General features: G+C 57.4%; 27 protein-coding genes. 15 read left to right on the forward strand and 12 right to left on the reverse strand.

The features are described from left to right. Window positions 1-103: 103 nt before the first annotated feature. Together F8N85_RS12745 and colR are read right to left on the reverse strand one after the other, a co-directional pair. Window positions 104-1,384 carry a sensor histidine kinase gene (locus F8N85_RS12745; protein WP_150803961.1) on the reverse strand — a complete coding sequence of 427 codons (1,281 nt, stop codon included), beginning with the start codon at window positions 1,382-1,384 and terminating at the stop codon, window positions 104-106. After that, window positions 1,374-2,057 (reverse strand): two-component system response regulator ColR, encoded by a 684-nt coding sequence (gene colR / locus F8N85_RS12750; RefSeq protein ID WP_150803962.1) that lies wholly within the window; start codon window positions 2,055-2,057, stop codon window positions 1,374-1,376. The genes F8N85_RS12745 and colR overlap by 11 nt, the downstream gene beginning before the upstream one ends. Window positions 2,058-2,276: 219 nt before the next feature. Between colR and F8N85_RS12755 the strand changes: the two genes are divergently transcribed. Then, window positions 2,277-3,017 carry a phosphatase PAP2 family protein gene (locus tag F8N85_RS12755; RefSeq protein WP_150803963.1) on the forward strand — a complete coding sequence of 247 codons (741 nt, stop codon included), beginning with the start codon at window positions 2,277-2,279 and terminating at the stop codon, window positions 3,015-3,017. Between the two features lie 167 nt (window positions 3,018-3,184). Here F8N85_RS12755 and groL read toward each other — a convergent pair whose 3' ends face one another. From groL to F8N85_RS12775, 4 genes are all read right to left on the reverse strand, one after another. Further along, the gene (gene groL / locus F8N85_RS12760) at window positions 3,185-4,828 is read right to left on the reverse strand and encodes a chaperonin GroEL (protein WP_150803964.1); all 1,644 of its coding nucleotides are present in this window, start codon (window positions 4,826-4,828) and stop codon (window positions 3,185-3,187) included. Between the two features lie 48 nt (window positions 4,829-4,876). Next, window positions 4,877-5,170 carry a co-chaperone GroES gene (locus F8N85_RS12765; RefSeq protein ID WP_150803965.1) on the reverse strand — a complete coding sequence of 98 codons (294 nt, stop codon included), beginning with the start codon at window positions 5,168-5,170 and terminating at the stop codon, window positions 4,877-4,879. A gap of 255 nt (window positions 5,171-5,425) precedes the next feature. Next, window positions 5,426-5,899, reverse strand: a complete 474-nt coding sequence (locus F8N85_RS12770) for an FxsA family protein (protein WP_150803966.1) — start codon at window positions 5,897-5,899, stop codon at window positions 5,426-5,428. Between the two features lie 66 nt (window positions 5,900-5,965). Then, window positions 5,966-6,697 (reverse strand): HugZ family protein, encoded by a 732-nt coding sequence (locus F8N85_RS12775; protein WP_150803967.1) that lies wholly within the window; start codon window positions 6,695-6,697, stop codon window positions 5,966-5,968. A gap of 165 nt (window positions 6,698-6,862) precedes the next feature. Between F8N85_RS12775 and F8N85_RS12780 the strand changes: the two genes are divergently transcribed. Further along, entirely contained in the window at window positions 6,863-7,621 is a 759-nt protein-coding gene (locus tag F8N85_RS12780; RefSeq protein WP_150803968.1) for an SDR family oxidoreductase, read from the forward strand. Window positions 7,622-7,751: 130 nt separating this feature from the next. Here F8N85_RS12780 and apbC read toward each other — a convergent pair whose 3' ends face one another. Continuing rightward, complete coding sequence (gene apbC / locus F8N85_RS12785; protein WP_150803969.1) at window positions 7,752-8,846, reverse strand: iron-sulfur cluster carrier protein ApbC; 1,095 nt, start codon at window positions 8,844-8,846, stop codon at window positions 7,752-7,754. Window positions 8,847-9,157: 311 nt separating this feature from the next. Between apbC and metG the strand changes: the two genes are divergently transcribed. From metG to F8N85_RS12825, 8 genes are all read left to right on the forward strand, one after another. After that, entirely contained in the window at window positions 9,158-11,209 is a 2,052-nt protein-coding gene (metG, locus tag F8N85_RS12790) for a methionine--tRNA ligase (protein WP_150803970.1), read from the forward strand. A 136-nt stretch (window positions 11,210-11,345) separates the two neighbouring features. Beyond that, window positions 11,346-11,933 carry an Rnf-Nqr domain containing protein gene (locus F8N85_RS12795; protein ID WP_150803971.1) on the forward strand — a complete coding sequence of 196 codons (588 nt, stop codon included), beginning with the start codon at window positions 11,346-11,348 and terminating at the stop codon, window positions 11,931-11,933. Then, entirely contained in the window at window positions 11,930-13,138 is a 1,209-nt protein-coding gene (gene rsxB, locus F8N85_RS12800) for an electron transport complex subunit RsxB (RefSeq protein ID WP_150803972.1), read from the forward strand. The genes F8N85_RS12795 and rsxB overlap by 4 nt, the downstream gene beginning before the upstream one ends. Next, the gene (locus F8N85_RS12805) at window positions 13,125-14,114 is read left to right on the forward strand and encodes an RnfABCDGE type electron transport complex subunit D (RefSeq protein WP_150803973.1); all 990 of its coding nucleotides are present in this window, start codon (window positions 13,125-13,127) and stop codon (window positions 14,112-14,114) included. The genes rsxB and F8N85_RS12805 overlap by 14 nt, the downstream gene beginning before the upstream one ends. Continuing rightward, window positions 14,111-14,722 (forward strand): RnfABCDGE type electron transport complex subunit G, encoded by a 612-nt coding sequence (locus tag F8N85_RS12810; protein ID WP_150803974.1) that lies wholly within the window; start codon window positions 14,111-14,113, stop codon window positions 14,720-14,722. The genes F8N85_RS12805 and F8N85_RS12810 overlap by 4 nt, the downstream gene beginning before the upstream one ends. Beyond that, window positions 14,715-15,305 (forward strand): Rnf-Nqr domain containing protein, encoded by a 591-nt coding sequence (locus tag F8N85_RS12815; RefSeq protein ID WP_150803975.1) that lies wholly within the window; start codon window positions 14,715-14,717, stop codon window positions 15,303-15,305. Before F8N85_RS12810 ends, F8N85_RS12815 begins: the two co-directional genes overlap by 8 nt. Before the next feature lie 25 nt (window positions 15,306-15,330). Then, window positions 15,331-15,969: an endonuclease III gene (gene nth / locus F8N85_RS12820; protein ID WP_150803976.1), complete on the forward strand. Its 639-nt coding sequence runs from the start codon at window positions 15,331-15,333 to the stop codon at window positions 15,967-15,969. Between the two features lie 107 nt (window positions 15,970-16,076). Further along, window positions 16,077-16,256: a PA3496 family putative envelope integrity protein gene (locus F8N85_RS12825; protein WP_150803977.1), complete on the forward strand. Its 180-nt coding sequence runs from the start codon at window positions 16,077-16,079 to the stop codon at window positions 16,254-16,256. A gap of 198 nt (window positions 16,257-16,454) precedes the next feature. Here the strand turns inward: F8N85_RS12825 and F8N85_RS12830 are convergent, their stop codons facing one another. After that, the gene (locus F8N85_RS12830; RefSeq protein ID WP_150643665.1) at window positions 16,455-17,081 is read right to left on the reverse strand and encodes a response regulator transcription factor; all 627 of its coding nucleotides are present in this window, start codon (window positions 17,079-17,081) and stop codon (window positions 16,455-16,457) included. Window positions 17,082-17,769: 688 nt separating this feature from the next. Between F8N85_RS12830 and F8N85_RS34975 the strand changes: the two genes are divergently transcribed. Further along, the gene (locus F8N85_RS34975; protein ID WP_224795680.1) at window positions 17,770-18,534 is read left to right on the forward strand and encodes a hypothetical protein; all 765 of its coding nucleotides are present in this window, start codon (window positions 17,770-17,772) and stop codon (window positions 18,532-18,534) included. 183 nt (window positions 18,535-18,717) lie between these two features. Here F8N85_RS34975 and F8N85_RS12840 read toward each other — a convergent pair whose 3' ends face one another. Further along, window positions 18,718-19,935: an argininosuccinate synthase gene (locus F8N85_RS12840; RefSeq protein WP_007898502.1), complete on the reverse strand. Its 1,218-nt coding sequence runs from the start codon at window positions 19,933-19,935 to the stop codon at window positions 18,718-18,720. Between the two features lie 129 nt (window positions 19,936-20,064). Continuing rightward, entirely contained in the window at window positions 20,065-20,973 is a 909-nt protein-coding gene (locus F8N85_RS12845) for a flagellar protein MotY (RefSeq protein ID WP_150803978.1), read from the reverse strand. A gap of 172 nt (window positions 20,974-21,145) precedes the next feature. Here F8N85_RS12845 and pyrC point away from each other — a divergent pair, with 172 nt between their 5' ends. Next, a complete protein-coding gene (gene pyrC, locus F8N85_RS12850) occupies window positions 21,146-22,192 on the forward strand; it encodes a dihydroorotase (protein WP_150803979.1) in 1,047 nt (348 codons plus the stop codon). Then, on the forward strand, window positions 22,189-22,866 hold the full coding sequence (rnt, locus tag F8N85_RS12855) for a ribonuclease T (RefSeq protein ID WP_150803980.1): 678 nt from the start codon (window positions 22,189-22,191) through the stop codon (window positions 22,864-22,866). The genes pyrC and rnt overlap by 4 nt, the downstream gene beginning before the upstream one ends. 75 nt (window positions 22,867-22,941) lie before the next feature. On the opposite strand, the gene F8N85_RS12860 is transcribed toward rnt, so the two are convergent. Beyond that, on the reverse strand, window positions 22,942-23,544 hold the full coding sequence (locus F8N85_RS12860; RefSeq protein ID WP_150643660.1) for a peroxiredoxin: 603 nt from the start codon (window positions 23,542-23,544) through the stop codon (window positions 22,942-22,944). 312 nt (window positions 23,545-23,856) lie between these two features. Here F8N85_RS12860 and F8N85_RS12865 point away from each other — a divergent pair, with 312 nt between their 5' ends. After that, complete coding sequence (locus tag F8N85_RS12865; protein ID WP_150803981.1) at window positions 23,857-24,075, forward strand: bacterioferritin-associated ferredoxin; 219 nt, start codon at window positions 23,857-23,859, stop codon at window positions 24,073-24,075. A gap of 199 nt (window positions 24,076-24,274) precedes the next feature. Then, window positions 24,275-24,745, forward strand: a complete 471-nt coding sequence (bfr, locus tag F8N85_RS12870; protein WP_150803982.1) for a bacterioferritin — start codon at window positions 24,275-24,277, stop codon at window positions 24,743-24,745. Between the two features lie 126 nt (window positions 24,746-24,871). Here the strand turns inward: bfr and grxD are convergent, their stop codons facing one another. Next, complete coding sequence (gene grxD / locus F8N85_RS12875; protein WP_116641440.1) at window positions 24,872-25,213, reverse strand: Grx4 family monothiol glutaredoxin; 342 nt, start codon at window positions 25,211-25,213, stop codon at window positions 24,872-24,874. Window positions 25,214-25,262: the final 49 nt, after the last annotated feature.

Here is a 25,262-nt window from a genome sequence, read left to right on the forward strand (position 1 = left end):
GTTTTATTTCCAGATTTTACAAGCGGCCAGCAATGGCTCTAGGCCACTGCCTGCTAAAGCTGAGGGTTATTGCAGGCCCAGGGGAACCGGGCACAGGAAGGTGTCAGGCGTTGTATGGATTGAGCCGAACATGGAAACGACAACCATTGGGCTGCATGGTGCTGAGGCTGACGCACCAGCCCTGGTTTTCACAGATCCGCTGCACCAGTGACAGGCCAAGGCCCAGCCCCTCACCGCGCTTCTCGTTGCCGCGCACGAACGGCTCGAACATTGCCTCGCGTTTTTCTTCGGGAATTCCCACACCGCTGTCCTCGACCACAAAGCCGCTCGGTTCCAGCGTCAGGCGAATATACCCACGGTCGGTGTAATGCAATGCATTGCGCAACAGATTGCTCATGACGGCGTGCAGGAATGTCGCGTTATAGCGGGTATCCAGCGGGTCGCCCGGCTCATAGATAAGCTCGAGCCCCTTGGCCTCGATGGATTCGCGCCACAGTGTAATGAGATCTTCGGCCACCTGACTCAAGGTCAGCTGCGGCGACATACTGGCATCTTCGTGCTGGGCACGGGCCAACATCAGAAAAGTCTGCACCAGTTCGCGCATTTCCTCACAGGCGCGGGCAATCCGTTCGACCTGGGCCCGCCCGCGCTGGTCGATGCCGGGGTTTTCCAGCAGCAGTTCGCAAGAGCTGGCCACCACCATCAACGGGGTACGCAGTTCGTGACTGACGTCGCTGGTAAACAGCTGTTCACGGCTCAATGCCTGGCGTAAACGCCCCAGGGTGGCGTCGAAGGCTACCGCCAGCTCACCCACCTCATCCGCGGCGTAGTCCGGCGCCAGGGGCGGTGCCAGGCCGAGCAACTGATCGCGATGCCGTACCTGACGGGCCAACCGTACCACCGGCGCCATGACCTTGCGCGCCAGTACCCAACCGAGGAACACCGCCAGCGCCAGGCTCAGCACGAAGCCCACCAGCACCACGGCGAACAATACCCGTTCACGCTCTTCGAAATCACTCTGGTCCTGCATCAACACATATCGCCGCTCGTCGACTATTTCGACCATGGCGTGATACGACAGCTGGTCGCGAAACACCTCGTGAAATCCCGTGCTCAGATTGCGCAGGTCCCTGGGTACGTCAAAGTCGCCGGGGCCACCGCTGAAGTAAAACAGTTGGTCCGGCTCCGGTCGATGGCTCCAGTCGGCGACGCTGTCCATCAGCAACAGACGCTGCAGATCGCCGCCCAGACCTGCGGAAATCAACTTCTCTTCCACCAGGTGCACGGTCGCCACAATGCCCATGGCGAATGCCCCTGCAACCAATGCGCTCATCAACGCAAAGGCGATGATGATTCGTTGAGCAAGGCTCTGTCTAAACTCCATCACGGCCCTCGGCCAAGCGATAGCCGACACCATGCACAGTGTGTAACAGCGGTTTGGCGAAGGGTTTGTCGATCACCTGGCGCAACTGGTGGACATGGCTGCGCAGGCTGTCGCTGTCCGGGCAGTCATCGCCCCACAGGGCCTCTTCGAGAATCTCGCGACGCAACACGTGCGGGCTCTTCTGCATCAGCACCGCCAGCAGCTTGAGGCCCACCGGATTGAGCTTGAGCAGACGCCCTTCGCGGGTCACTTCAAGGGTGTCGAGGTCATAACTCAGATCGCCGACTTGCAGAGCCCGGCGACCGCCACCCTGAGTACGACGCATGACCGCCTCGATCCGCGCCGCAAGCTCCGACAGCGCAAAGGGCTTGACCAGATAATCATCGGCCCCGGACTTGAAACCCTGCAGACGGTCATCCAGTTGATCGCGGGCGGTGAGCATGATCACCGGGGTGTCGCGCCGGGCATCTTCACGCAGTCGTTTGCACAGGGTGTAACCGTCGATGCCTGGCAACATGATGTCGAGCACGATCAAGTCGTAATGCTCGGTCGCTGCCAGGTGCAAGCCCGACAGTCCGTCCTGCGCGCAATCCACGGTGTAGCCTTTAAGCCCCAGGTAATCAGCCAGATTGGCGAGGATATCGCGGTTGTCTTCAACCAATAGAATTCGCATGGGCACTCCTCCGTACACAGTAACAGCCGTCTTGGCTCGCGCAGCTTAAGGCCAAGCGTGGCCCACGGCTAGGACTGTCTCCCGCGCCAGGGACTGTTGGTCAATCGTTGAAACGGCTTGACGAGTTTTTCACCATCGATTCACAACCTGACGACAGGGCCCGGCCCAGACTCCGCGCGCAGCCGCTTCCCGAGCACGTTTATCCAAGAAGGATTTGCCATGGCCTCAACTGTTGCCCGCCCCGACTCACGCCCGCTGAACTTCTGGCTATGCCTGGGTGTGCCCGCCCTTGCAGCGGTGATCCTGATCCTGCTGGAGTTGACGTCTTTGGACATGGACCTTGCACGGCTGTTTTATAACCCTGTTACAGGCGGTTTCGTCAGGCACAGTCACCTTCTGGAAGACATCCTGCATGACCGGGCCAAGCAGGTGGTCATCGGTTTCTCGGTGTTGGCGATTCTCGGTTTCATTGGCAGTTTTTTTCTGCCGCGACTCAAACCCGTCAAGCGCGAACTGGGCTGCCTGGTGCTGTCGCTGGCCCTGGCGACGTCTTTCGTCACCCCGCTCAAGGCCGTGACGGCCGTGCAATGCCCCTGGAGTCTGAAGGAATTCGGTGGCAAGGAAACCTACAGCGAGCTGCTCAGCCCGCGTCCACAGGCCGACAAACCCGGTCGTTGCTGGCCTGGAGGCCATGCGGCTACGGGGTTTACGTTGTTTGCGCTGTTTTTTGTATTGCGTGATCGTCGCCCGCGAATGGCTCGCGGTGCACTTGTCTTTGCTTTCGGGCTGGGTACGGTATTTTCCATCGGCCGGATGATCCAGGGTGCGCACTTCTTTTCCCACAACGTGTGGACGGCGATTTTCTGCTGGTTGATTTGTCTGGGATCGTATTACTACCTTCTGTATCGGCCAGCTTCCAAGGCTGAGCGGGTGATTCAGGCAGAGCCTGTCGGCGTCTGAATTCAAGATCAAAAGATCGCAGCCTGCGGCAGCTCCTACGGAGTACGCCGCCCCTGTGTAGCAGCTGCCGCAGGCTGCGATCTTTTCGGGGCTGCGCAAACTCCGGACATTAAAAAACCCCGCCGGCTTAACGCCGACGGGGTTTTTCAGTACAGGGTAAGGCTGGCTTACATCATGCCGCCCATGCCACCCATACCACCCATGTCTGGCATGCCGCCGCCAGCTGGTTTGTCATCCGGAGCATCAGCGATCATGGCTTCGGTGGTCAGCATCAGGCCACCAATGGACGCCGCGGCCTGCAGAGCAGAACGAGTCACTTTGGTAGGGTCCAGGATGCCCATTTCGATCATGTCGCCGTATTCGCCGCTGGCTGCGTTGTAACCGAAGTTACCCGAACCTTGCTTGACCTTGTCGACCACTACGCTTGGCTCGTCGCCGGAGTTGGCAACGATCTGGCGCAGTGGCGATTCGATCGCGCGACGCAGTACAGCAATACCGACGTTCTGATCAGCGTTGTCGCCTTTCAGATCGCTGATGGCTTGCAGAGCGCGAATCAGCGCTACGCCACCGCCAGGTACCACGCCTTCTTCAACGGCTGCACGGGTAGCGTGCAGGGCGTCTTCAACGCGGGCTTTCTTCTCTTTCATTTCAACTTCGGAACCAGCGCCAACCTTGATCACTGCAACGCCGCCGGACAGCTTGGCCAGACGCTCTTGCAGTTTTTCACGGTCGTAGTCGGACGAAGTATCAGCCACTTGCTGACGGATCTGCAGAACGCGAGCCTGGATATCAGCTTCAACGCCAGCGCCGTCGATGACGGTGGTGTTTTCCTTGGTCACGGCGACGCGCTTGGCATTACCCAGGTGTTCCAGGGTAGCGCTTTCCAGGCTCAGACCGATCTCTTCGGAGATAACGGTACCGCCGGTCAGGACAGCGATGTCCTGCAGCATGGCCTTGCGACGATCACCAAAACCTGGAGCCTTGACGGCAACCACTTTGACGATACCGCGCATGTTGTTCACAACCAGAGTCGCCAGGGCTTCGCCTTCAACGTCTTCGCTCACGATCAACAGTGGACGACCTGCTTTGGCAACGGCTTCCAGTACTGGCAGCAGTTCACGGATGTTCGAGATTTTCTTGTCGACCAGCAGGATCAGTGGACCGTCGAGCTCGGCAGTCATGGTCTCTGGCTTGTTGACGAAGTACGGGGACAGGTAACCACGGTCGAACTGCATGCCTTCAACAACCGACAGTTCGTTTTCCAGGCCCGAGCCTTCTTCAACGGTGATCACGCCTTCTTTACCGACTTTTTCCATGGCTTCGGCAATGATGTCGCCGATGGAGTTGTCGGAGTTGGCCGAGATAGTGCCGACCTGAGCGATGGCCTTGGTGTCAGCGCAAGGCTTGGACAGGGCTTTGAGCTCTTTGACGATGGCGATGGTCGCTTTGTCGATACCGCGCTTCAGGTCCATCGGGTTCATGCCGGCAGCGACGGCTTTAAGGCCTTCGTTGACGATCGATTGAGCCAGAACGGTAGCGGTGGTGGTGCCGTCGCCTGCGTCATCGTTGGCACGGGAGGCAACGTCTTTGACCAGCTGCGCGCCCATGTTTTCGAAGCGATCTTTCAGCTCGATTTCTTTGGCAACGGACACGCCGTCCTTGGTGATGGTCGGAGCGCCGAAGCTCTTCTCGATGATCACGTTACGGCCTTTAGGGCCCAGGGTCGCTTTTACTGCGTCAGCCAGGACGTTGACACCGGCGAGCATTTTCTTACGGGCGGAGTCGCCGAATTTAACTTCTTTAGCAGCCATGATCGATATTCCTTAAATACTTTGTAGTAGCGGGAAATTGAGCGGAAATCAGCCTTCGATAACAGCGAGGATTTCGTTCTCGCTCATTACCAGCAGGTCTTCGCCGTCTACTTTCACAGTGTTGCTGCCGGAGTAAGGGCCGAACACAACCTTGTCACCCACTTTCACGGCCAGTGCACGCACTTCACCGCTGTCCAGCACGCGGCCGGTACCTACAGCGAGGATTTCACCGCTGTTGGCTTTTTCAGCAGCCGAACCTGGCAGAACGATACCGCCAGCGGTTTTCTTTTCTTCTTCGCTGCGACGGATTACGACGCGGTCATGCAGAGGACGAAGCTTCATTGTCGATCTCTCCTAATTGTGGTTTTCATCGGCCGGTGTATTCCCGGCGGGTTAGCAAATCCGGCGGTGCCGGTTGCGGCTCGCCAAGCGAACCGCGGAAGTCTGTCTGGTGTCGCCACCAAAACCTTGCGGTGACCGTTACATAAGGGCGCATAAGCTTATTACAAGAGCTGGTGAGCGAATTTTTTTACCTGGAGCCTGGGCCTGAGAAACAAACATGGCACCCGCAGGTGCCATGCCGACCAGCAAAACGGGTTACGGGTCGCGATGCTCGAACTCACCCTCGATCACGTTCGGCTGGCGCCCAAGCGGCTGCTGTGGAGCCGGACCGCCACGAGCCTGCATATCCTCGGCAAAAGCACGCTGACGAATCGCCTGCTCCTCGGCACGTTTGCGCATCTTGTTGGCCAGCAACCGACGAGTGATCGGCAACAGCATGATCAAACCAAACACGTCGCTGATGAAACCCGGCAGGATCAACAGACCGCCACCCAGGGCCATCATCAGGCCTTCAAGCATTTGCTGGGCTGGCAACTCGCCGCGGTTCAGGCTTTCACGCGCCCGCAGGGCCGTGGCCAGGCCGGCGACGCGCAATACCAGCACACCGAGCATCGAGCCAAGAATAATCAGCAGCAGGGCCGGGAAAAAGCCGATGGCCGAGCTGACTTTGACAAACACATACAGCTCTAGCACCGGAAACAGCAGAAAGAGCAACAAAAAAGCGCGCATCAAATGGTTCCTCAACGGAAGAATGTCTTCCAAGTTCACATTAGATGACGTCGCTGTTTCGTGAATTCAAGCGTCAGCCGCCTCATTTTTTGGCCAATGCTCGGCGTGAGCCAGAAAAACCAAGGCTTCGCGCACTTGTGTCGGCGTATTACAAGGACTTGGGAAGGACAACCAGTACAGGCCCTGGCCAATACGCAAGTGCATACCTTCGCTGTCGATCCCGGCCAGTTGTGCCGGCGCGGTTTTCGGCAACCCGGTCAACTCGACGTAGTGGGCGATAGCCTTGGCGTGGTCGCGATTCATGTGCTCGACCATGCTCACTTCCGCCTTACCGGCGAAGGGATTGGCCAGGGTCAACTGATCGACCCAGTGAATCGCACCGAAACCGCCGATATAGCGATGACGCACCGGCTTGAGTACCCAGAAGTCGAAATCATGGGCCTGGTGATAATTCTGCGACTCAGGGAAGTACCGGTAGTACCGCTCGGCCGCAGCCTCGATCGCCTCGGGGTCGCCAAGCTTTTCGGCCTCGGCCAGGTAGGTCAGGCGACCGACTGCTTGGACGTCCTGGGCTTCGCGCTCACCGACCAGCAGTGAACATTTCGCATCTTTGAGCAAGTTGTGGGTGTGCTGGGCGATCCGGCTGATCAGGATCAGCGGACGGCCCTGCTCGTCCAGACAGTAAGGAACCACCGAGCCAAACGGAAAACCGGGCATTGCCCTGGAGTGCGTCGACAACACTCCACGGTATTCCTTGAGTAACAATTCTCGGGCATGCTTAGCGGCTTCAACGCTCAATTTATGACTCCTTATATAGTGTCCGTCGAAAAAACGGACAGGCAGCTGGTGAAAGTCTGCAGTGACGCCATCGGAGCAGTTCTCATATGCAGCCAGGCCACATCAGGCGCGCAGGAGAGGCTATATAAAAGGGAACCACTCTCATCTGCTACCGGGGGCATGCGAATGCAACTCACTGACAAAGTAATCATTATCACTGGCGGTTGCCAGGGTTTAGGCCGCTCCATGGCTGAGTATCTCGCCACCAAGGGCGCGAAGCTGGCCCTGGTCGACCTGAACCAGGAAAAACTCGACCTCGCCGTGGCGGCCTGCCAGGCCGCTGGTGTCGAAGCCCGCGCTTATCTGTGCAACGTCGCCAATGAAGAACACGTGAGCCATATGGTCGCGCAGGTCGCCGAAGATTTCGGCGCGATCCACGGTTTGATCAACAATGCCGGAATTCTGCGTGATGGCCTGTTGATCAAGGTCAAGGACGGTGAAATGAGCAAAATGAGCCTGGCCCAATGGCAGGCAGTGATCGACGTCAACCTGACCGGCGTGTTTCTCTGCACCCGCGAAGTGGCGGCGAAGATGATTGAGCTGGACAATCACGGCGCAATCATCAATATCTCGTCGATTTCCCGCGCCGGTAACGTTGGCCAGACCAACTACTCCGCGGCCAAGGCCGGGGTCGCAGCAGCCACCGTGACCTGGGCCAAGGAACTGGCGCGTTACGGGATTCGCGTAGCGGGCATCGCGCCGGGCTTTATTGAAACCGAGATGACGCTGGGCATGAAGCCTGAGGTACTGGAGAAAATGACCTCGGGCATTGCGCTCAAGCGCATGGGCAAACCTGAAGAGATCGCCCACTCGGCGGCCTACATCTTCGAGAACGACTATTACACTGGCCGGATTCTGGAATTAGATGGTGGTTTGCGGATTTAAGGCCAACCTAAAACCACTGTGGGAGCGAGCCTGCTCGCGATGAGGACCTGACATTCACCCGATGGTGATTGTCAGATCGCTATCGCGAGCAGGCTCGCTCCCACAGTTAGTCAGCGTTGGCTGATAGATATCAATCGTCGCTGATGGTGATGTTCGGCATCGCCGGCGTTGCGGCTTCCTGCAACACAATCCGTGCCCCGACGTGACGGGCCAGTTCCTGGTAGACCATGGCAATCTGGCTGTCCGGTTCGGCAATGACCGTTGGCTTGCCACCGTCGGCCTGCTCGCGGATGACTATCGACAGCGGCAGCGAGGCCAGCAGTTCGACACCGTATTGGGTGGCCAGCTTCTCGCCGCCGCCTTCGCCAAACAGATGCTCGGCGTGGCCACAGTTGGAGCAGATGTGCACGGCCATGTTTTCCACCACGCCCAGCACCGGAATGTTGACCTTGCGGAACATCTCCACGCCCTTGCGCGCATCCAGCAGAGCCAGGTCCTGCGGCGTGGTGACAATCACCGCACCGGCCACCGGGACCTTCTGCGCCAGCGTCAGCTGGATGTCGCCGGTGCCTGGCGGCATGTCGATCACCAGATAATCCAGATCACCCCAGGCCGTCTGTGTCACCAGCTGCAACAACGCCCCCGAGACCATCGGACCGCGCCAGACCATCGGCGTGTTGTCGTCGGTCAGGAAGGCCATGGACATGACTTCGACTCCGTGGGACTCGATCGGCACGAACCATTTCTGGTCCTTGATCTTCGGGCGGGTGCCTTGCGCAATACCGAACATGATGCCCTGACTCGGACCGTAGATATCCGCGTCGAGAATCCCGACTTTGGCACCTTCGCGAGCCAGTGCCAGCGCCAGGTTGGCGGCGGTGGTGGATTTACCCACGCCGCCCTTGCCGGAAGCCACTGCCACCACATTCTTGACATTGGCCAGCCCCGGAATCTGCGCCTGAGCCTTGTGCGCGGCAATCACGCTGGTGATCTCGACCCTGGCCGTCGCTACCCCGTCCAGACCTTCGATGGCCATTTGCAGCATCTGCGCCCAACCGCTCTTGAACATCCCGGCGGCGTAGCCCAGTTCCAGCGCAACGCTGACGCGATCACCCTGGATATCGATGGCGCGGACACAACCGGCGCTGACCGGATCCTGGTTCAGATAAGGGTCGGTATATTGGCGAAGGACGGCTTCCACCGCTGCGCGATTGACGGCGCTCATGGGCAACTCCGATAGCAAGGCTTTAGAAAATCAGGGGGCTATCCTACCTGTTCTGGAGGGTGGACGGCATGCTTTCAGGATGTGACAAAGATCATAGGGCCGCCCCCTGACCTGTAGCAGCTGGCGAAGCCTGCGTTCGAGCGCGGAGCGGTCGTAATACCAGACACCGCGGTGTGTCAGGTAAATAACGTGGGCAGGATTGGCGACTGCTTCGCAGCCGAACGCAGGCTTCGCCAGCTGCTACGGGGGTGAAAAATATGCGCCAGCGCTTTATAGTGGCCGACCTCCGTTTCATCAAGTAGCCGAGCCCCATGTCCGAGCCACGCAAGATCCTCGTCACCAGCGCCCTGCCCTATGCCAATGGTTCAATTCACCTTGGCCATATGCTTGAGTACATCCAGACCGATATGTGGGTGCGCTTCCAGAAGCATCGCGGCAATCAATGCATCTATGTCTGCGCGGACGACGCTCACGGTTCGGCGATCATGTTGCGCGCGGAAAAGGAAGGCATCACCCCGGAACAACTGATCGCCAACGTCCAGGCGGAACACAGCGCCGACTTTGCCGAGTTCCTGGTGGACTTCGATAACTTCCACTCGACCCACGCCGAAGAAAACCGCGAGCTGTCGAGCCTGATCTACCTGAAGCTGCGCGACGCGGGGCACATCGCCACGCGCTCGATCACTCAGTATTTCGACCCGGAAAAGAAAATGTTCCTGGCCGACCGCTTCATCAAGGGCACCTGCCCGAAATGCGGCACCGAAGACCAGTACGGCGACAACTGCGAGAAATGCGGCGCGACCTACGCGCCAACCGACCTGAAAGATCCGAAGTCGGCGATTTCCGGCGCCACCCCCGTCCTGAAAGATTCGCAGCACTTCTTCTTCAAGCTGCCGGACTTTCAGGAAATGCTGCAGAGCTGGACCCGCAGCGGCACCCTGCAAGACGCGGTCGCCAACAAGATCGCCGAATGGCTGGATGCCGGCTTGCAACAGTGGGACATCTCCCGCGATGCGCCGTACTTCGGTTTCGAGATTCCCGATGAGCCAGGCAAGTATTTCTACGTCTGGCTGGACGCGCCAATCGGCTACATGGCCAGCTTCAAAAATCTCTGCGCGCGTCGTCCGGAGCTGGACTTCGACGCGTTCTGGGCCAAGGACTCCACCGCCGAGCTGTACCATTTCATCGGCAAGGACATCGTCAACTTCCACGCGCTGTTCTGGCCAGCGATGCTCGAAGGTGCAGGCTACCGCAAGCCAACCGGCATCAACGTGCACGGCTACCTGACCGTCAACGGGCAGAAAATGTCCAAGTCCCGTGGCACCTTCATCAAGGCCAGGACCTACCTCGATCACCTGTCGCCGGAATACCTGCGCTACTACTACGCAGCCAAGCTCGGCCGTGGCGTCGACGACCTGGACCTGAACCTCGAAGACTTCGTACAAAAAGTCAACTCGGACCTGGTCGGCAAAGTCGTCAATATCGCCAGCCGTTGCGCCGGCTTCATTCATAAAGGCAACACTGGCGTACTGGTGGCTGGCAATGCCGCGCCGGAGCTGACCGAAGCCTTTCTCGCTGCGGCTCCGAGCATCGCCGAAGCCTACGAGGCTCGCGACTTCGCCCGCGCCATGCGCGAGATCATGGGCCTGGCCGACCGCGCCAACGCCTGGATCGCCGACAAGGCGCCGTGGTCGCTGAACAAGCAGGAAGGTAAACAGGAAGAAGTTCAGGCGATCTGCGCCTTGGGCATCAACCTGTTCCGCCAGTTGGTGATCTTCCTCAAACCGGTATTGCCGCTGCTGGCCGCCGACGCCGAGGCGTTCCTGAATGTCGCGCCGCTGACCTGGAACGACCATGCGACCTTGCTCGGCAATCATCAGCTGAACGAGTTCAAGCCGTTGATGACCCGTATCGACCCGGTAAAAGTGCAAGCCATGACCGACGCCTCGAAAGAAGACCTGACCGCCAGCCAGACCGATACCGGCGATGCTGCGGCTCAGGGTAACGGCGAACTGGCCAAGGATCCGCTGTCGCCGGAAATCGAGTTCGATACCTTTGCCGCTGTCGACCTGCGCGTCGCCCTCATCCTCAAGGCCGAAGCCGTGGAAGGCGCCGACAAACTGCTGCGCCTGACCCTGGATATCGGCGACGAGCAGCGCAACGTGTTCTCCGGCATCAAGAGCGCCTACCCGAACCCGGCTGAGCTGGAAGGTCGTCTGACCATGATGATCGCCAACCTCAAGCCACGCAAAATGCGCTTCGGGATCTCCGAGGGCATGGTGATGGCGGCCGGTCCCGGCGGTGAAGAAATCTACCTGCTGAGCCCGGACAGCGGCGCCAAGCCAGGTCAGCGAATCAAATAAGCGACCCTGCTCGATCGATCCCACCGCCATGTTGTTTTGTGGCGGTGGGATTTTCATATCTGGCCCACCCTCCTTCCTTGCCGGATAATGCCTAATCTGTAGGCAGACAGACCTGCTCGCACAACCCGGCACGATCATGACCGACCTGCTTCTCACACTGCTCAGCGCTGCCCTGATCAATAATTTCGTATTGCACTGGCCGCTGGGTGTCGATTCGCTGCTGCAGACCACCCGCGAGCCGGGGGCCGAGCGTCAACAAGTGCATGCCCTGGGTATTGCCACCACCTGCCTGATGCTGGTCAGTTGCGTACTGAGCTACGGTCTCTATCACTACCTGCTGGCCCCCCTGACGCTGACCTCGTTGGGTTTGTTCATCTTTTTGCCTTTGAGCGTGGTGTTGATCAAGCCGATCCTGAGCCTGCTTTCGCGTTGGCTTCCACAGCTGTCGTTCAGCGGTCTATGGCCCTTGCTGCTGGGCAACGCCGGCGTTCTCGGCCTGGCCCTGCTCAGCACCCAGGACAACAAAGGCCTGGGCTACACCACTGCGCTGAGCCTCGGCGCGGGCCTGGGTTTCTGGCTGGTGTTGAGCCTGCTCAACGATTTGCGTCAACGCACCTCCAACAATGATGTGCCCCTGCCCTTTCGCGGCTTGCCGATCGAACTGATCAGCGCCGGGCTGATGGCAGTGGCATTTCTCGGATTCAGCGGACTGATCAAAACATGAGTCTGATTCAACGCATCGATGCCCTGCTGCCGCAGACCCAATGCGGCAAATGTGGCCACCCCGGATGCAAGCCCTACGCTGAAGGCATTGCCAATGGCGAGCCCATCAACAAGTGCCCACCGGGCGGCAAAGAGACCATTTCGGCGCTGGCCGAGTTGCTGAAAATACCGGTACTGGAACTGGACGCGGAACGTGGTCCGGCGCCGGCGCAAATCGCCTTTATTCGTGAAGCGGAATGCATCGGCTGCACCAAATGCATCCAGGCTTGCCCGGTGGATGCGATTGTCGGCGCGGCCAAATTGATGCATACGGTGATCATCGACGAATGCACCGGTTGCGACCTGTGTGTGGCGCCCTGCCCGGTGGATTGCATTGAAATGCATCCGTTACCGCTAGCCAGCGTACTGCCGATTGTCGGCGGACTGGCATTCAGCCTCGAGGAACAACGTGCCCGCGCCGAAAAGCGTAATCACGCACGCCAGCGTTTCGAACAGCGCAATGCCCGTCTGCACCGCGAAGAACAGCAAAAGCAGACTGAGCGCCTGGCGCGAGCCCAGCGTCCAACGCAGCACAACGAAGTGCCCGCCAACCCGCTTCAGGCCGCTATTGAGCGAGTTCAGGCGCAGAAAGCCGCCGCTGCCGATGCCGCCTTGAAAAAAGCCAAAATCGATCTGGCAATGAGCCGCGCACAACTGAACAAGTCACTGAAAGCTTTCGGGCATCCCCCGACCTTCGAGCAGCAATCGCAGCTGATCATTCTGCAGCACCAGTTCGAGGCCGCCGAGCAAGCACTGGCGCAGCTTGAAAGCAATGCTGCGCCCGCGCCGCAGCCGGTTCTGCTCAAGGATGCCGAGCTTAAACGAGCGAAAATCCAACTGGCCATGCGCCGCGCCGAACTGAAAAAGGCCCAGAGCAGCGAAGCCCCCGGCGAGCAGATTTCAGCCCTGGGGCAAGCGTTGGCTGAAGCCGAGCAAGCCTTGCACCGCGCCGAAGCCGCCAGCGAACAACCCGCCCCCGATCTCGTGCGAATCGAGAAACGTCCCATCGACACCCAACTGCGGCGGTTGAAAACCGAACTGGCATACGCTCGCGCAGATGTCAGCAAACTTGAGCGACAGCCCGAGACATCAGCAGAACTGATGACCCAGGCGCGCACTCGGCTGGCTGAAGCCGAGCGCCAGGTAGATGCCTATGACGCCTCTTGAAACGGTCGACGAGCGCCTTCAGCAGGCAATGAAGCTGGTGCTGCTGGCAACCCTGCCGGGTATCTTTGTTTTACTGTGGTTGTATGGCTGGGGCGTGCTGATCAACCTGTTGCTGGCCGGTTCCACGGCCCTGGCCGTCGAGGCTGGCGTCCTCAGCTTGCGCAAGCGCCCGCTGAAACCCTCCCTGAGCGATGGCAGCGCCTTGGTCAGCGCGACATTGCTGGCTCTGGCGCTACCGCCCTACTGCCCCTGGTGGTTGACCCTGTGCGCCACCGCGTGCGCGCTGTTTTTTGGCAAACATCTGTATGGCGGAGTCGGCAAAAACCCGTTCAATCCGGCAATGCTGGGCTATGCGCTGGTCCTGGTGTCGTTTCCACAGCAGATGACTCATTGGCCGGCGTCCCATGGCATGGACCTGTTTGGCGGCCTGCAGCAGATTTTTGGCCTCACTGCCCAGCCTGTCGATGCCTGGGCCCGGGCCACTGCCCTGGATAGCTTGCGGATCAATAAAAGTCTGACCATGGATGAACTGTTCGCCAGCAATGCGGCGTTCGGCCACTGGGGTGGCAAAGGCGTCGAGTGGGTCAATCTGGCGTTCCTCGCCGGTGGCGCGTTTTTGCTGCAACGGCGGGTATTCAGCTGGCATGCACCGGTCGGTATGCTGGCCAGTCTGTTCATCATCAGCCTGCTCTGCTGGAACGGTTCGGGCTCCGACTCCCATGGCTCGCCCCTATTCCACTTGCTGACAGGGGCGAGCATGCTCGGTGCGTTCTTCATCGTCACCGAGCCGGTCTCAGGCGCCAAAAACCCAAAAGCCAGATTGCTGTTCGGAGCAGGCGTGGGGTTGCTGACCTATCTCATTCGTACTTGGGGTGGTTATCCCGACGGCATTGCGTTCGCCGTGCTGTTGATGAACCTCAGCGTGCCCGCACTGGAGCGCCTCTTCGCCCCGCAACCAGAGCCGTCTGTGCCATGAACCGAAACATCGGTGTGCTGATCCTGGTGTTGCTGGCCGGTCTGGGGGCGACCGCGGCCTTCCTCGCGCAACAGATTGCCGCGCCGCACATCGCGGCAGAACGACGGGCGATAGAAAATCGTAACCTGTTGGAGATCCTGCCCCAAGGCAGCTACGACAATCAGCCACTGGATCAGCCGCTGCCGATCAACGACGTGCAGCTTGGCAGCAGCACGCTACTGGGCGGCTATCTGGCGACTCTCAGCACTCAACCCAGCGCGGTGATTCTGCGCAGCCAGACAGTGGGCTACGCCGGCCCCATCGAACTGTTGATCGGGATCGGGGCCAACGGCAAGCTGCTGGGGGTGAAAACCCTCAAACAGGCGGAAACCCCTGGCCTGGGAGGGAACCTTGCCGTGACCCCGAACCCTTGGCTACAGGGTTTTTCCGGGAAATCGCGCAATGAGCCGGCCGACTCAGGCTGGGCCCTGAAAAAGGATAATGGCCAGTTCGATCAAATGGTTGGCGCCACGATCACCTCAAGGTCGGTGATAAGCGCCATTCATAATGCCTTGCGTTATTTCGACGAGCATCAGGCGCAACTCACAGGAAAGCCTGCTCATGACTGAGACCTCGACACTGCGCAACTCGCTGATGCTCGCGCCATTGATTGGCGTCAGCGACACCCTGGTCAAGGCCATTGGCTTGTGGCTGATGTTCGTTCTGGTCATTACCCTCTATGGCATGACCATGAAAGCGATTCGCCGCTGGCTCAGTCCGAACCTGCGCCTGGCGGCCAGTATCCTGCTGGCGACCACTATCGTCAGCTGTGCAGGGCCGGCTCTGCAGGTCTGGTCGTTGGAGCTGCATCAAAGCCTGGGAATCTACCTGGGGCTGATCGCGCTCCAATGCGTGCTGCTCGAACTCGGCGGCTTTTTCGAACACAGCCCAATGGCTGAGCGTGTAAGACTGTCTGGCCTGTTCGGTGCACTGTTGCTTGCACTGGGCACGCTGCGTGAAGTTCTCGGTACGGGTTCGCTGGGCAGCCACCTGGCCTGGCTGGCCGGATCCGCCGACACTTACAGGCAGCTCTGGTTTTGGGCTCAGGACACAGGACCGCGTCTGCTCACCCTAGCACCGGGCGGGTTTATCTTGCTTGGGCTGCTGATTGCCGCAAAACAGGCTTGCGCCGCCTTCTCCAAACCACACTGACCGCCTTCAAGGAAACGCTTTACTCATGAATGCCGCAAAACGTCTGGAAATATTCCGTCGGCTTCACGAAGACAATCCGGAACCGAAAACCGAGCTGGCCTATTCCTCGCCGTTTGAATTGCTGATAGCCGTGATCCTTTCGGCCCAGTCCACCGACGTCGGCGTCAATAAGGCCACCGCGAAACTGTTCCCGGTCGCCAATACTCCCGAAGCGATCCATGCCCTGGGTGTCGAAGGCTTGTCGGAATACATCAAGACTATCGGCCTGTTCAACAGCAAGGCCAAAAACGTGATCGAAACCTGCCGATTGCTGGTGGAGCGCCATGCCGGCCAAGTCCCGCAAACGCGAGAAGAGCTGGAAGCGCTTCCCGGCGTCGGCAGGAAAACCGCCAACGTGGTACTCAACACTGCTTTTCGCCAGCTGACCATGGCCGTCGACACGCATATTTTTCGGGTCAGCAACCGTACGGGCCTGGCGCCGGGAAAAAATGTCGTGGAGGTAGAAAAAAAACTGATGAAGTTCGTGCCCAAGGAGTACCTGCTCGACTCCCACCACTGGCTCATCCTCCACGGCCGCTATGTATGCCTGGCCCGCAAGCCACGCTGCGGCAGCTGCCGGATCGAAGACTTGTGCGAATACAAGCAAAAGACCTCTGACGATTGAGGGGCTATTAGATTTATTGATAAACCGATTGAAAAAATCTTTTTTACCCGCACCCGGTTTATCGATATAAGGAGCGCCAATGGCAGTCGAAGCCTGGAGTTAACCTTATGAGCAATGGCAAAGAGCAACTGGACGTAGAAGACGACTTCATCGCCGTTGAAGCAGACGACGCCGAGCCTGTGGTGGAGGTCGCGAAGACCAATCTCAGCAAACGCCGCACCATTGACAACCTGCTGGAAGAACGGCGCCTGCAAAAGCAACTGGCCGATTACGACTTTGACCTTTAACACTTGAAAGCCTCCCGAAACGGAGGCTTTTTTGTGGGTAATCCAGCACATTTGTTTCGCCACAGGCGTCCTGTGGACCGATGAAGCAGTGTCCGGACCATCACCAGCGAAAGCATCGTTTGCAGGAGCTCAGGGAGGGCAGCAGCGCGGGTACAGTCGCCCTTGGTTACAACATCCCTGCCACTTGGGTACTCGAACTCAAACCAAGCCGTTGCGTTGCGCCAGCTCGATCAGGTCAACCAATGAGCGAGCGTTGAGCTTCAATAGCAGGCGGGTCTTGTAGGTACTCACGGTTTTATTGCTCAGAAACATTCCATCGGCGATTTCCTTGTTGGTCTTTCCTCGTGCCAGCTGTTGCAACACCATCATTTCCCGACCCGACAGACGATCCACCATGTCTGCTTCGCTGGCATTGCCCAGATTCGATCGCACGGTATGCAACGCCTGATTGGGGAAGTAGCTGTAACCGGAGAGTACCGCCTTGATCGCACTCAGCAACTCGGTGAGGTCTTGTTGCTTGCACACATAGCCCGCGGCACCGGCCTGCATGCAGCGCATGGAAAAATGCCCGGGTGCCTGCGAGGTCAACACCAGTACCTTTAAAGGCATCGGATTTGAGGTCAAACGCGCAATAACTTCCAGACCGTCCAGCTTTGGAATCCCAATATCCAGAATAATAATATCCGGCATATGCTCACGGGCCAGTTGCAACGCATCCACGCCATTACCCGTCTCCGCAATGACTTCATAGCCATGACGTTCCATCAGCATACGTACAGCAAGACGGATGACGGGATGATCATCCACGATCAGCACTTTATTCATGGGCAGTCCAATTTTCGCTGTTCGAATTTTCAGAGTCAGCACAATAGCCTAGTCATTTCCACCTTGGCATCGTGCCCCACCCGCTCATCAGCACCCAGAGACCATCCCTACAAACAACACGGATTAGGCCTACAAAAAAACACTATAAAAGGATGTGTATTCACGCTGAATCGACTTGCCGGTTGCCCTTGGTCAACGTTCATTTCCCACGAAGCATTCACCCAGAAACAACCCCGAGTCCTACCTGGCGCATTATCGATCGTTTTTCACCTAACAATTGCTTACAGTAACTCACCCTGCAATTTAATACCTGTGAGAAACACAGGGAAACAAATTTATTATCCACTAACAACCTACCGAGCTCATGTTTATTTCCGCGAAATCATAGCGGCCATTACATGGCTCTACCCACACTACGCACAGGAGCAATCAGAAAACCACTCCATAAGATACAGAATAAACCTAACACTCAGCGCACTGCTAGGTACCGGCTTGGCTATTCCGTCCTTCAAAAAAAATCCCCGTAGTGTTTTTTCGAGTCTAGAATCAATAAAACACTCACGCTATTTGTACTTCGTCATCTGGCCATGTTCAATTCACTCATAAAATTCACAACAACGTTGAACCTGGTGAATTACCCCTCATTGAGAGCCAAGGATAAAAACGCACTACATCAAGGTGAAAACCAATGAATAGACGCCCAAAAAAAATAACCAATCCAATGACCATCATTGCGATTTTCGCTGCCATAACAGAAACTTCGGCAGCTGTATCGCTTCCGTTCCTTGATAACGACGACCGGAATGTCTACATCTGGTTTCTGATCAGTTTCCCGTTCTGCCTGATCCTTTTGTTTTTTGTCACGCTTAACTTCAACTATAAAGCACTGTATTCGCCTTCCGACTTCGGAAAAGCAAAGCACTTCCTGAAAATTATCCATGAAGCCGTGCTTCTGAAAGAAGCCAAGGCTGCGCCTCCCCTCTTTGAACAGGGTCATCAAAACCATGACAGCTTTCCGCTGGGGAAAGACTCACGCCCACCTGAAAGTATGTCTAAATACCCGTCGCAGAGCTTTATTCGTCTTTCACCGATGCGCTACATCTCACCCTGCAACGCCCAGGCGCCACCGGTAATTATCAACCTATTTGCGAATAAAGCCGTACAGGACAGCGTTGAACTTGAGCATAGACTGCACCACCTGCACATCATCGACACCCGACGGATCGAGACAAAAAAAGGCTTGGAGACTCTAGTTAACGAAATGGATAAAACATTCGACAATGCGTCCGAGACCTATGAACTTATTGTTTTTCTTGCCAACCAGAAATCGGTAAAGCTTATAAGTCAAAGCGAACTCGAAGAACTGAACACTGGAAAACAAAGAAGATCGTCTTATATCATTTACAACTTGAGCACGCTGACCTTGACACCGCCCCAACCACTGCATAGCTGACACTGGCGAACACCTACAGAACAACGAAATCCCGTGCAGCCTGTGTGAACAGGGTCAGAAAAAGCAACATGGTTACATCGATCAAGTACTCACACCGAAGATGACAGCGAGAATTCAATGTCTCAAGCAAAAAAAATGGCCCTGCTTTTATGCAGGGCCATTTCTTGAGTCGCGCTCAAACAATCAGAACAGTTTCCGACCTTTGTTTGCGGCAATACGCATGCGCAGTGCATTGAGTTTGATGAAGCCAGCCGCATCCGCTTGATTATAAGCGCCGCCATCTTCTTCAAACGTCGCAATGTTCGCATCGAACAATGACTCATCGGACTTGCGGCCGGTGACAATGACATTGCCTTTGTACAGTTTCAGACGAACCACACCGTTCACGTGTGCCTGAGAAGCGTCGATCATCTGTTGCAACATCAGACGCTCAGGGCTCCACCAGTAGCCGGTGTAGATCAGGCTGGCGTATTTAGGCATCAACTCGTCTTTGAGGTGAGCCACTTCGCGGTCCAGAGTAATCGACTCGATCGCCCGGTGAGCACGCAGCATGATGGTGCCGCCAGGGGTTTCGTAGCAGCCACGGGACTTCATGCCCACGTAACGGTTCTCGACGATGTCGAGACGGCCGATACCGTGTTCGCCACCAATACGGTTCAGGGTCGCCAGCACGGTAGCCGGGGTCATTTCGACGCCGTCCAGTGCGACGATGTCGCCGTTGCGGTAGGTCAGTTCCAGGTATTGCGCTTTATCTGGAGCCTTCTCCGGGGAGACGGTCCATTTCCACATGTCTTCTTCGTGCTCGGTCCAGGTGTCTTCCAGCACGCCGCCTTCATAGGAGATGTGCAGCAGGTTGGCATCCATCGAGTACGGGGATTTCTTCTTGCCGTGGCGCTCGATCGGGATGTTGTGCTTTTCAGCGTAATCCATCAGCTTTTCACGCGAGAGCAGGTCCCATTCGCGCCACGGAGCAATCACTTTCACCCCTGGCTTCAAGGCATAAGCGCCCAGTTCGAAACGGACCTGGTCGTTGCCTTTACCGGTGGCGCCATGGGAAATGGCATCGGCGCCGGTTTCGTTGGCGATTTCGATCAAACGCTTGGCGATCAACGGGCGAGCGATGGAGGTACCCAGCAGGTACTCACCTTCGTAAACGGTGTTGGCGCGGAACATCGGGAAAACGAAGTCGCGTACGAATTCTTCACGCAAATCGTCTATGTAGATCTCTTTGACGCCCATGGCTTGTGCCTTGGCGCGTGCAGGTTCGACCTCTTCGCCCTGACCCAGGTCAGCGGTGAAGGTCACCACTTCACAGTTATAAGTATCCTGCAGCCACTTGAGGATCACCGAAGTGTCCAGGCCGCCGGAATATGCCAGAACGACCTTGTTTACGTCCGCCATGCCATCACTCCACCGGGTTGTACGGAAAGCCGTCAAGTCTACCGTCCCAACAGGATAATTTACAGAGGCGCGACAGCTTATGACGACGAAGCGACAGATTATGTCGAGTGCGCGACCACTACAGCCGTTTCAGGAAGTCGTCGCGCTATTGCTCGCGGAACTGACCTGCGGTGCCGGCTTTTCGCTGGGCGCCACACGCTCCAGATGAACATTGACCCGGCGGTTCTTCGCCCGATTGGAAGAATTGGTATTGGGCGCCAATGGGTAGCGCTCGCCATGGAAGCGCAAGGTAATTTGCGCCTCGGGAACGCCATTGGCCTTGAAGAACTCCATGACTGCCAAGGCCCTGCGTCGCGACAGATCGCGATTGGTCAGGCGGTTACCGCCGTTGTCCGAATGGCCGTCGAGCTGAATATGATTGACCGTCGGATCAGCCTTGAGGAACTCAAGCACATTCTGCAACCTGGCCTTGGCCTGCGTATCCAGCTCGATCCCGCCACCAGGAAACCCGACCTGGGCCTGCTTCACTTGTTCGAAGTTCATCGGTAACAGCTTGGCGGTGCAGGCTTGATAGTCGCCATAGGCCTTGCCGAATTTGACCGGCAATAAACGGACCTCAGAGACTGCGCCATCATGGGAATACTGACGAATCAACGGGCTACGACCGTCCAGCAGACCGCGGAACAGTCGGCCGGCCTGAGCCTGGGAACTGTTGAACAGCACATCGCCGCTACCGACTTGCACTGCCCCCAGGTTGATATCACCCCGCCCCGGCTGCCAGGGCGCAGCCGCCGCCAACAGGGTGGCCGAGCCGCCGCCGAGGGAGTTGTTATAAGCCTTCAATCGAAAAGTCGCCTGCTCACCGGCGCGCCGCACGAACTCCCCCGAACCGAAATCGGTGATGGGCTGGATCAGGCGGCACTCGAATTTATCGCCTTCGACCGTCCACTCGATGCTCTCCAGACGTGTCTGGTAAGTCAGGGCCATCGCGGGCAGGCTGGCAAACACACTGAGCAAGGCTAAATAACGCTGGCGCACGGGGGGCTCCACTGGCTTCTACACAAAAGACCGACACACATGTTTGCGGCATGACACTGGTTTATCGAATACCTAAGGGATATCGGTTGCTTGCTGCAAAACTTGATAGCGAGTGCCTGAGAGAGTCTTTTCCGGTAGCATTCGCCTCAGTTTGACCCGCCTGGAATTCCCAATGTCCGACCGCCTGACCCTGCTGCGTCCCGACGACTGGCATATACACCTTCGCGATGGTGCTGTGCTACCCAATACTGTTGCGGATGTTGCGCGCACCTTTGGCCGCGCCATCATCATGCCCAACCTGGTACCACCGGTGCGAAATGCCGCTGAAGCCGACGCCTACCGTCAGCGTATCCTCGCTGCGCGTCCGGCCGGCAGCCATTTCGAACCGCTGATGGTGCTTTACCTGACCGATCGCACTACCGCTGCAGAGATTCGAGAGGCCAAGGCCAGTGGATTCGTGCATGCCGCCAAGCTCTATCCGGCCGGTGCGACCACCAACTCGGACTCCGGTGTCACCAGCATCGACAAGATCTTTCCTGTGCTTGAGGCCATGGCCGAAGTCGGACTGCCCTTGCTGGTTCACGGCGAAGTCACCCGTGGCGAAGTCGATGTCTTCGACCGTGAAAAGCTGTTCATCGACGAACACCTGCGCCGGGTGGTGGAACACTTCCCGACACTCAAGGTGGTGTTCGAACACATCACCACCCGTGAAGCGGTGCAGTTCGTCAATGAGGCCCCGGCCAACGTTGGCGCGACCATCACTGCTCACCACCTGCTGTACAACCGCAACCACATGCTGGTTGGCGGGATTCGTCCGCACTTCTATTGCTTGCCGATTCTCAAACGCAATACCCACCAGCAAGCTTTGCTCGACGCCGCCACCAGTGGCAGCGAGAAGTTTTTCCTTGGCACCGATTCGGCCCCCCACGCCCAACACGCCAAAGAAGCGGCCTGTGGCTGTGCGGGTTGCTACACCGCTTATGCAGCGATCGAGATGTACGCCGAAGCCTTCGAACAGCGCAATGCACTGGATAAACTCGAAGGCTTTGCCAGTTTGCACGGCCCGCGCTTTTATGGCCTGCCGGTCAATACCGATCGCATTACCCTGGTTCGCGAAGAGTGGACCGCCCCTACCAGCCTGCCCTTCGGCGAGCTGTCTGTCATCCCGCTGCGCGCCGGTGAAAAACTGCGCTGGCGTCTGCTGGAGAAACACTTGTGAGTGAAGACCATTTCGACGACGAACAAGACGGCCACAACGGTGGCGGCGGTTCGCGCCATCCAATGGCAGCCCGGTTCCGTGGTTACCTGCCGGTAGTCGTCGACGTTGAAACCGGTGGTTTCAACTGTGCCACCGATGCCTTGCTGGAAATTGCCGCCGTCACCATCGGCATGGACGAAAAAGGCTTCGTGTTCCCTGAACACACCTATTTCTTCCGGGTCGAGCCTTTCGAAGGCGCGAACATCGAAGCGGCAGCCCTGGAGTTCACCGGGATCAAGCTTGATCATCCGCTGCGTATGGCGGTCAGCGAAGAGACAGCCCTGACTGATATCTTCCGTGGCGTACGCAAGGCCCTGAAGGCCAACGGCTGCAAACGGGCGATTCTGGTGGGGCATAACAGCAGCTTCGACCTGGGCTTCCTCAACGCCGCTGTCGCGCGCCTGGACATGAAGCGCAATCCGTTTCACCCGTTCTCCAGCTTCGACACCGCTACCCTGGCTGGCCTGGCTTACGGTCAAACCGTGCTGGCCAAGGCCTGCCAGACCGCCGATATCGATTTCGACGGTCGTGAGGCCCACTCGGCGCGCTACGACACCGAGAAGACCGCCGAGCTGTTCTGCGGCATCGTCAATCGCTGGAAACAAATGGGTGGCTGGGAAGACTTTCACGACTGATCAGGTCGCCTGACCAAATCGCGCCCATAAAAAAACCCGGCCTCTCAGCCGGGTTTTTTATGCCTTACGCGTGGCTTACAGCTTGCCAGCGTTTTCGGTCAGGTAAGCTGCGACGCCTTCGGTTGAAGCGGTCATGCCTTTGTCGCCTTTTTTCCAGTTGGCAGGGCAAACTTCGCCGTGCTCTTCGTGGAATTGCAGAGCGTCGACCAGACGGATCAGCTCTTCCATGTTACGGCCCAGCGGCAGGTCGTTGATGATCTGCGAGCGGACAACGCCTTTGTCGTCGATCAGGAACGCGCCACGGAAAGCCACGCCGCCTTCAGACTCAACGTCGTAGGCCTTGGCGATTTCGTGCTTCATGTCGGCAGCCATGGTGTATTGAACCTGGCCGATGCCGCCATTGTTCACCGGGGTGTTGCGCCATGCGTTGTGAGTGAAGTGCGAGTCGATCGACACCGCGACCACTTCAACGTTACGTGCCTTGAAGTCAGCCATGCGGTTGTCCAGAGCGATCAGCTCGGACGGGCAAACGAAGGTGAAGTCCAGTGGGTAGAAGAACACCAGGCCGTATTTGCCTTTGATGGCCGAGGACAGGGTAAAGCTGTCAACGATTTCGCCATTGCCGAGGACGGCCGGTACGGTGAAGTCAGGGGCTTGTTTGCCTACGAGTACGCTCATTGGATATCTCCTGGTGTAATAACGTGAAGAACTGGGTTCGCACCAGCCTGTCACCCTCAGGCGACAGCCCTGTGACACGAACCCGCTTCGCAAGGGCCGACCATCATACACCGCGTTTTTGACCTGGTCCTTAACGGTTTTTTCCAGGCGGGTAAAATGGCCATACTCAGTTTTCCTTACAAATTGAAGGGGAAACCATTCGTCAGTCACATGCCTCTCTGACCCCATGCTTGGCGAAACCACTTTGACAATAATTCTCGTTAACATTAAGATCCATCGCAAATGAGCCACAACCAGCGACGGTTCTCACTTATGTATGTATGCCTCTGCACAGGCGTCACCGACGGGCAAATCCGCGATGCGATCTTTGACGGTTGCTGCAGCTACCGTGACGTGCGCCAAGCCACCGGTGTTGCCAGCCAATGCGGTAAATGCGCCTGCCTTGCCAAGCAAGTGGTACGCGAAACCCTGACCGAACTGCAAAGCAGCCAGGCGTCGATCTCCTACCCCGTAGAATTTTCTGCCGCTTAAATAACGAATTTTAAAGAACCGGACTTAGTGTCCGGTTTTTTTATGTCTGGAAATCAATCGCTTAGCACCGCGATGCGGAACAAAAACATTCTTATTCCGATTAATTTTCATATATTATTCAATAACTTAGGTTTGACACTAGTAGTTACGCGGCTCAAACTATATTCATAAACCGCGAATATAGGGCAGGATTCCCACCATGAAAGGCGACGTTACAGTCATCCAGCATCTCAACAAGATCCTTGCCAATGAGCTGGTCGCGATCAATCAATACTTCCTGCATGCGCGCATGTATGAAGATTGGGGCCTGGCCAAGCTCGGCAAGCACGAATATAACGAATCCATCGACGAAATGAAGCATGCGGACAAACTGATCAAACGCATCCTGTTTCTCGAAGGCCTGCCGAACGTACAGGACCTCGGCAAGCTGCAGATCGGTGAACACACCAAGGAAATGCTCGAGTGCGACCTGCGCATCGAGAAGACCGGCCACGCCGATCTGAAGGCGGCCATCGCGCATTGTGAGACGACTGGCGATTTCGGCAGCCGTGAACTGCTCGAGGATATTCTCGAATCCGAAGAAGAACATATCGACTGGCTGGAAACGCAATTGGGCCTGATCGATAAAGTCGGCCTTGAGAACTACCTGCAATCGCAGATGGGCGAGTAAGCTGGCACCCTGATCTCGATGCAATAAAAAGCCCCGCCTTCTTTCGAGAGGCGGGGCTTTTTTACATCTTCAAGATCAAAAGATCGCAGCCTCCGGCAGCTCCTACGAGAGAAGCTGCGGCGGCAATCAGGCTTCTGTCTTGTTCGCTGCGGCTTTTTCGACAGCAGCTTTGATCGTGGCCTGCAATGAACCGTCGGCGGCCATTTCAGTCATGATGTCGCTACCGCCGACCAACTCACCACCGACCCACAGTTGCGGGAAGGTTGGCCAGTTGGCGTACTTTGGCAGGTTGGCGCGGATTTCCGGGTTCTGCAGGATGTCCACATAAGCGAACTTCTCACCACAGGCCATGACAGCTTGAGCGGCTTTCGCGGAGAAGCCACACTGCGGGGCATTCGGCGAGCCTTTCATGTAAAGCAGAATGGTGTTGTTGGCAATCTGCTCTTTAATAGTTTCGATGATATCCATGGAGCACCTCGGCTGAACTTTCCGACTCAGTTGTCGGCACGGTGGCGCA

The sequence above is a fragment of the Pseudomonas fluorescens genome (assembly GCF_902497875.1).
Taxonomy (GTDB): domain Bacteria; phylum Pseudomonadota; class Gammaproteobacteria; order Pseudomonadales; family Pseudomonadaceae; genus Aquipseudomonas; species Aquipseudomonas fluorescens_BR.

What these genes read in the sequence shown, in the direction of transcription:
- F8N85_RS12745 (WP_150803961.1), bottom strand. Translation starts at nt 1,384, where the DNA reads ATGGAGTTTAGACAGAGCCTTGCTCAACGAATCATCATCGCCTTTGCG.
- colR (WP_150803962.1), bottom strand. Translation starts at nt 2,057, where the DNA reads ATGCGAATTCTATTGGTTGAAGACAACCGCGATATCCTCGCCAATCTG.
- F8N85_RS12755 (WP_150803963.1), top strand. Translation starts at nt 2,277, where the DNA reads ATGGCCTCAACTGTTGCCCGCCCCGACTCACGCCCGCTGAACTTCTGG.
- groL (WP_150803964.1), bottom strand. Translation starts at nt 4,828, where the DNA reads ATGGCTGCTAAAGAAGTTAAATTCGGCGACTCCGCCCGTAAGAAAATG.
- F8N85_RS12765 (WP_150803965.1), bottom strand. Translation starts at nt 5,170, where the DNA reads ATGAAGCTTCGTCCTCTGCATGACCGCGTCGTAATCCGTCGCAGCGAA.
- F8N85_RS12770 (WP_150803966.1), bottom strand. Translation starts at nt 5,899, where the DNA reads ATGCGCGCTTTTTTGTTGCTCTTTCTGCTGTTTCCGGTGCTAGAGCTG.
- F8N85_RS12780 (WP_150803968.1), top strand. Translation starts at nt 6,863, where the DNA reads ATGCAACTCACTGACAAAGTAATCATTATCACTGGCGGTTGCCAGGGT.
- apbC (WP_150803969.1), bottom strand. Translation starts at nt 8,846, where the DNA reads ATGAGCGCCGTCAATCGCGCAGCGGTGGAAGCCGTCCTTCGCCAATAT.
- metG (WP_150803970.1), top strand. Translation starts at nt 9,158, where the DNA reads ATGTCCGAGCCACGCAAGATCCTCGTCACCAGCGCCCTGCCCTATGCC.
- F8N85_RS12795 (WP_150803971.1), top strand. Translation starts at nt 11,346, where the DNA reads ATGACCGACCTGCTTCTCACACTGCTCAGCGCTGCCCTGATCAATAAT.
- rsxB (WP_150803972.1), top strand. Translation starts at nt 11,930, where the DNA reads ATGAGTCTGATTCAACGCATCGATGCCCTGCTGCCGCAGACCCAATGC.
- F8N85_RS12805 (WP_150803973.1), top strand. Translation starts at nt 13,125, where the DNA reads ATGACGCCTCTTGAAACGGTCGACGAGCGCCTTCAGCAGGCAATGAAG.
- F8N85_RS12810 (WP_150803974.1), top strand. Translation starts at nt 14,111, where the DNA reads ATGAACCGAAACATCGGTGTGCTGATCCTGGTGTTGCTGGCCGGTCTG.
- F8N85_RS12815 (WP_150803975.1), top strand. Translation starts at nt 14,715, where the DNA reads ATGACTGAGACCTCGACACTGCGCAACTCGCTGATGCTCGCGCCATTG.
- nth (WP_150803976.1), top strand. Translation starts at nt 15,331, where the DNA reads ATGAATGCCGCAAAACGTCTGGAAATATTCCGTCGGCTTCACGAAGAC.
- F8N85_RS12825 (WP_150803977.1), top strand. Translation starts at nt 16,077, where the DNA reads ATGAGCAATGGCAAAGAGCAACTGGACGTAGAAGACGACTTCATCGCC.
- F8N85_RS12830 (WP_150643665.1), bottom strand. Translation starts at nt 17,081, where the DNA reads ATGAATAAAGTGCTGATCGTGGATGATCATCCCGTCATCCGTCTTGCT.
- F8N85_RS34975 (WP_224795680.1), top strand. Translation starts at nt 17,770, where the DNA reads ATGAATAGACGCCCAAAAAAAATAACCAATCCAATGACCATCATTGCG.
- F8N85_RS12840 (WP_007898502.1), bottom strand. Translation starts at nt 19,935, where the DNA reads ATGGCGGACGTAAACAAGGTCGTTCTGGCATATTCCGGCGGCCTGGAC.
- pyrC (WP_150803979.1), top strand. Translation starts at nt 21,146, where the DNA reads ATGTCCGACCGCCTGACCCTGCTGCGTCCCGACGACTGGCATATACAC.
- F8N85_RS12860 (WP_150643660.1), bottom strand. Translation starts at nt 23,544, where the DNA reads ATGAGCGTACTCGTAGGCAAACAAGCCCCTGACTTCACCGTACCGGCC.
- F8N85_RS12865 (WP_150803981.1), top strand. Translation starts at nt 23,857, where the DNA reads ATGTATGTATGCCTCTGCACAGGCGTCACCGACGGGCAAATCCGCGAT.
- bfr (WP_150803982.1), top strand. Translation starts at nt 24,275, where the DNA reads ATGAAAGGCGACGTTACAGTCATCCAGCATCTCAACAAGATCCTTGCC.
- grxD (WP_116641440.1), bottom strand. Translation starts at nt 25,213, where the DNA reads ATGGATATCATCGAAACTATTAAAGAGCAGATTGCCAACAACACCATT.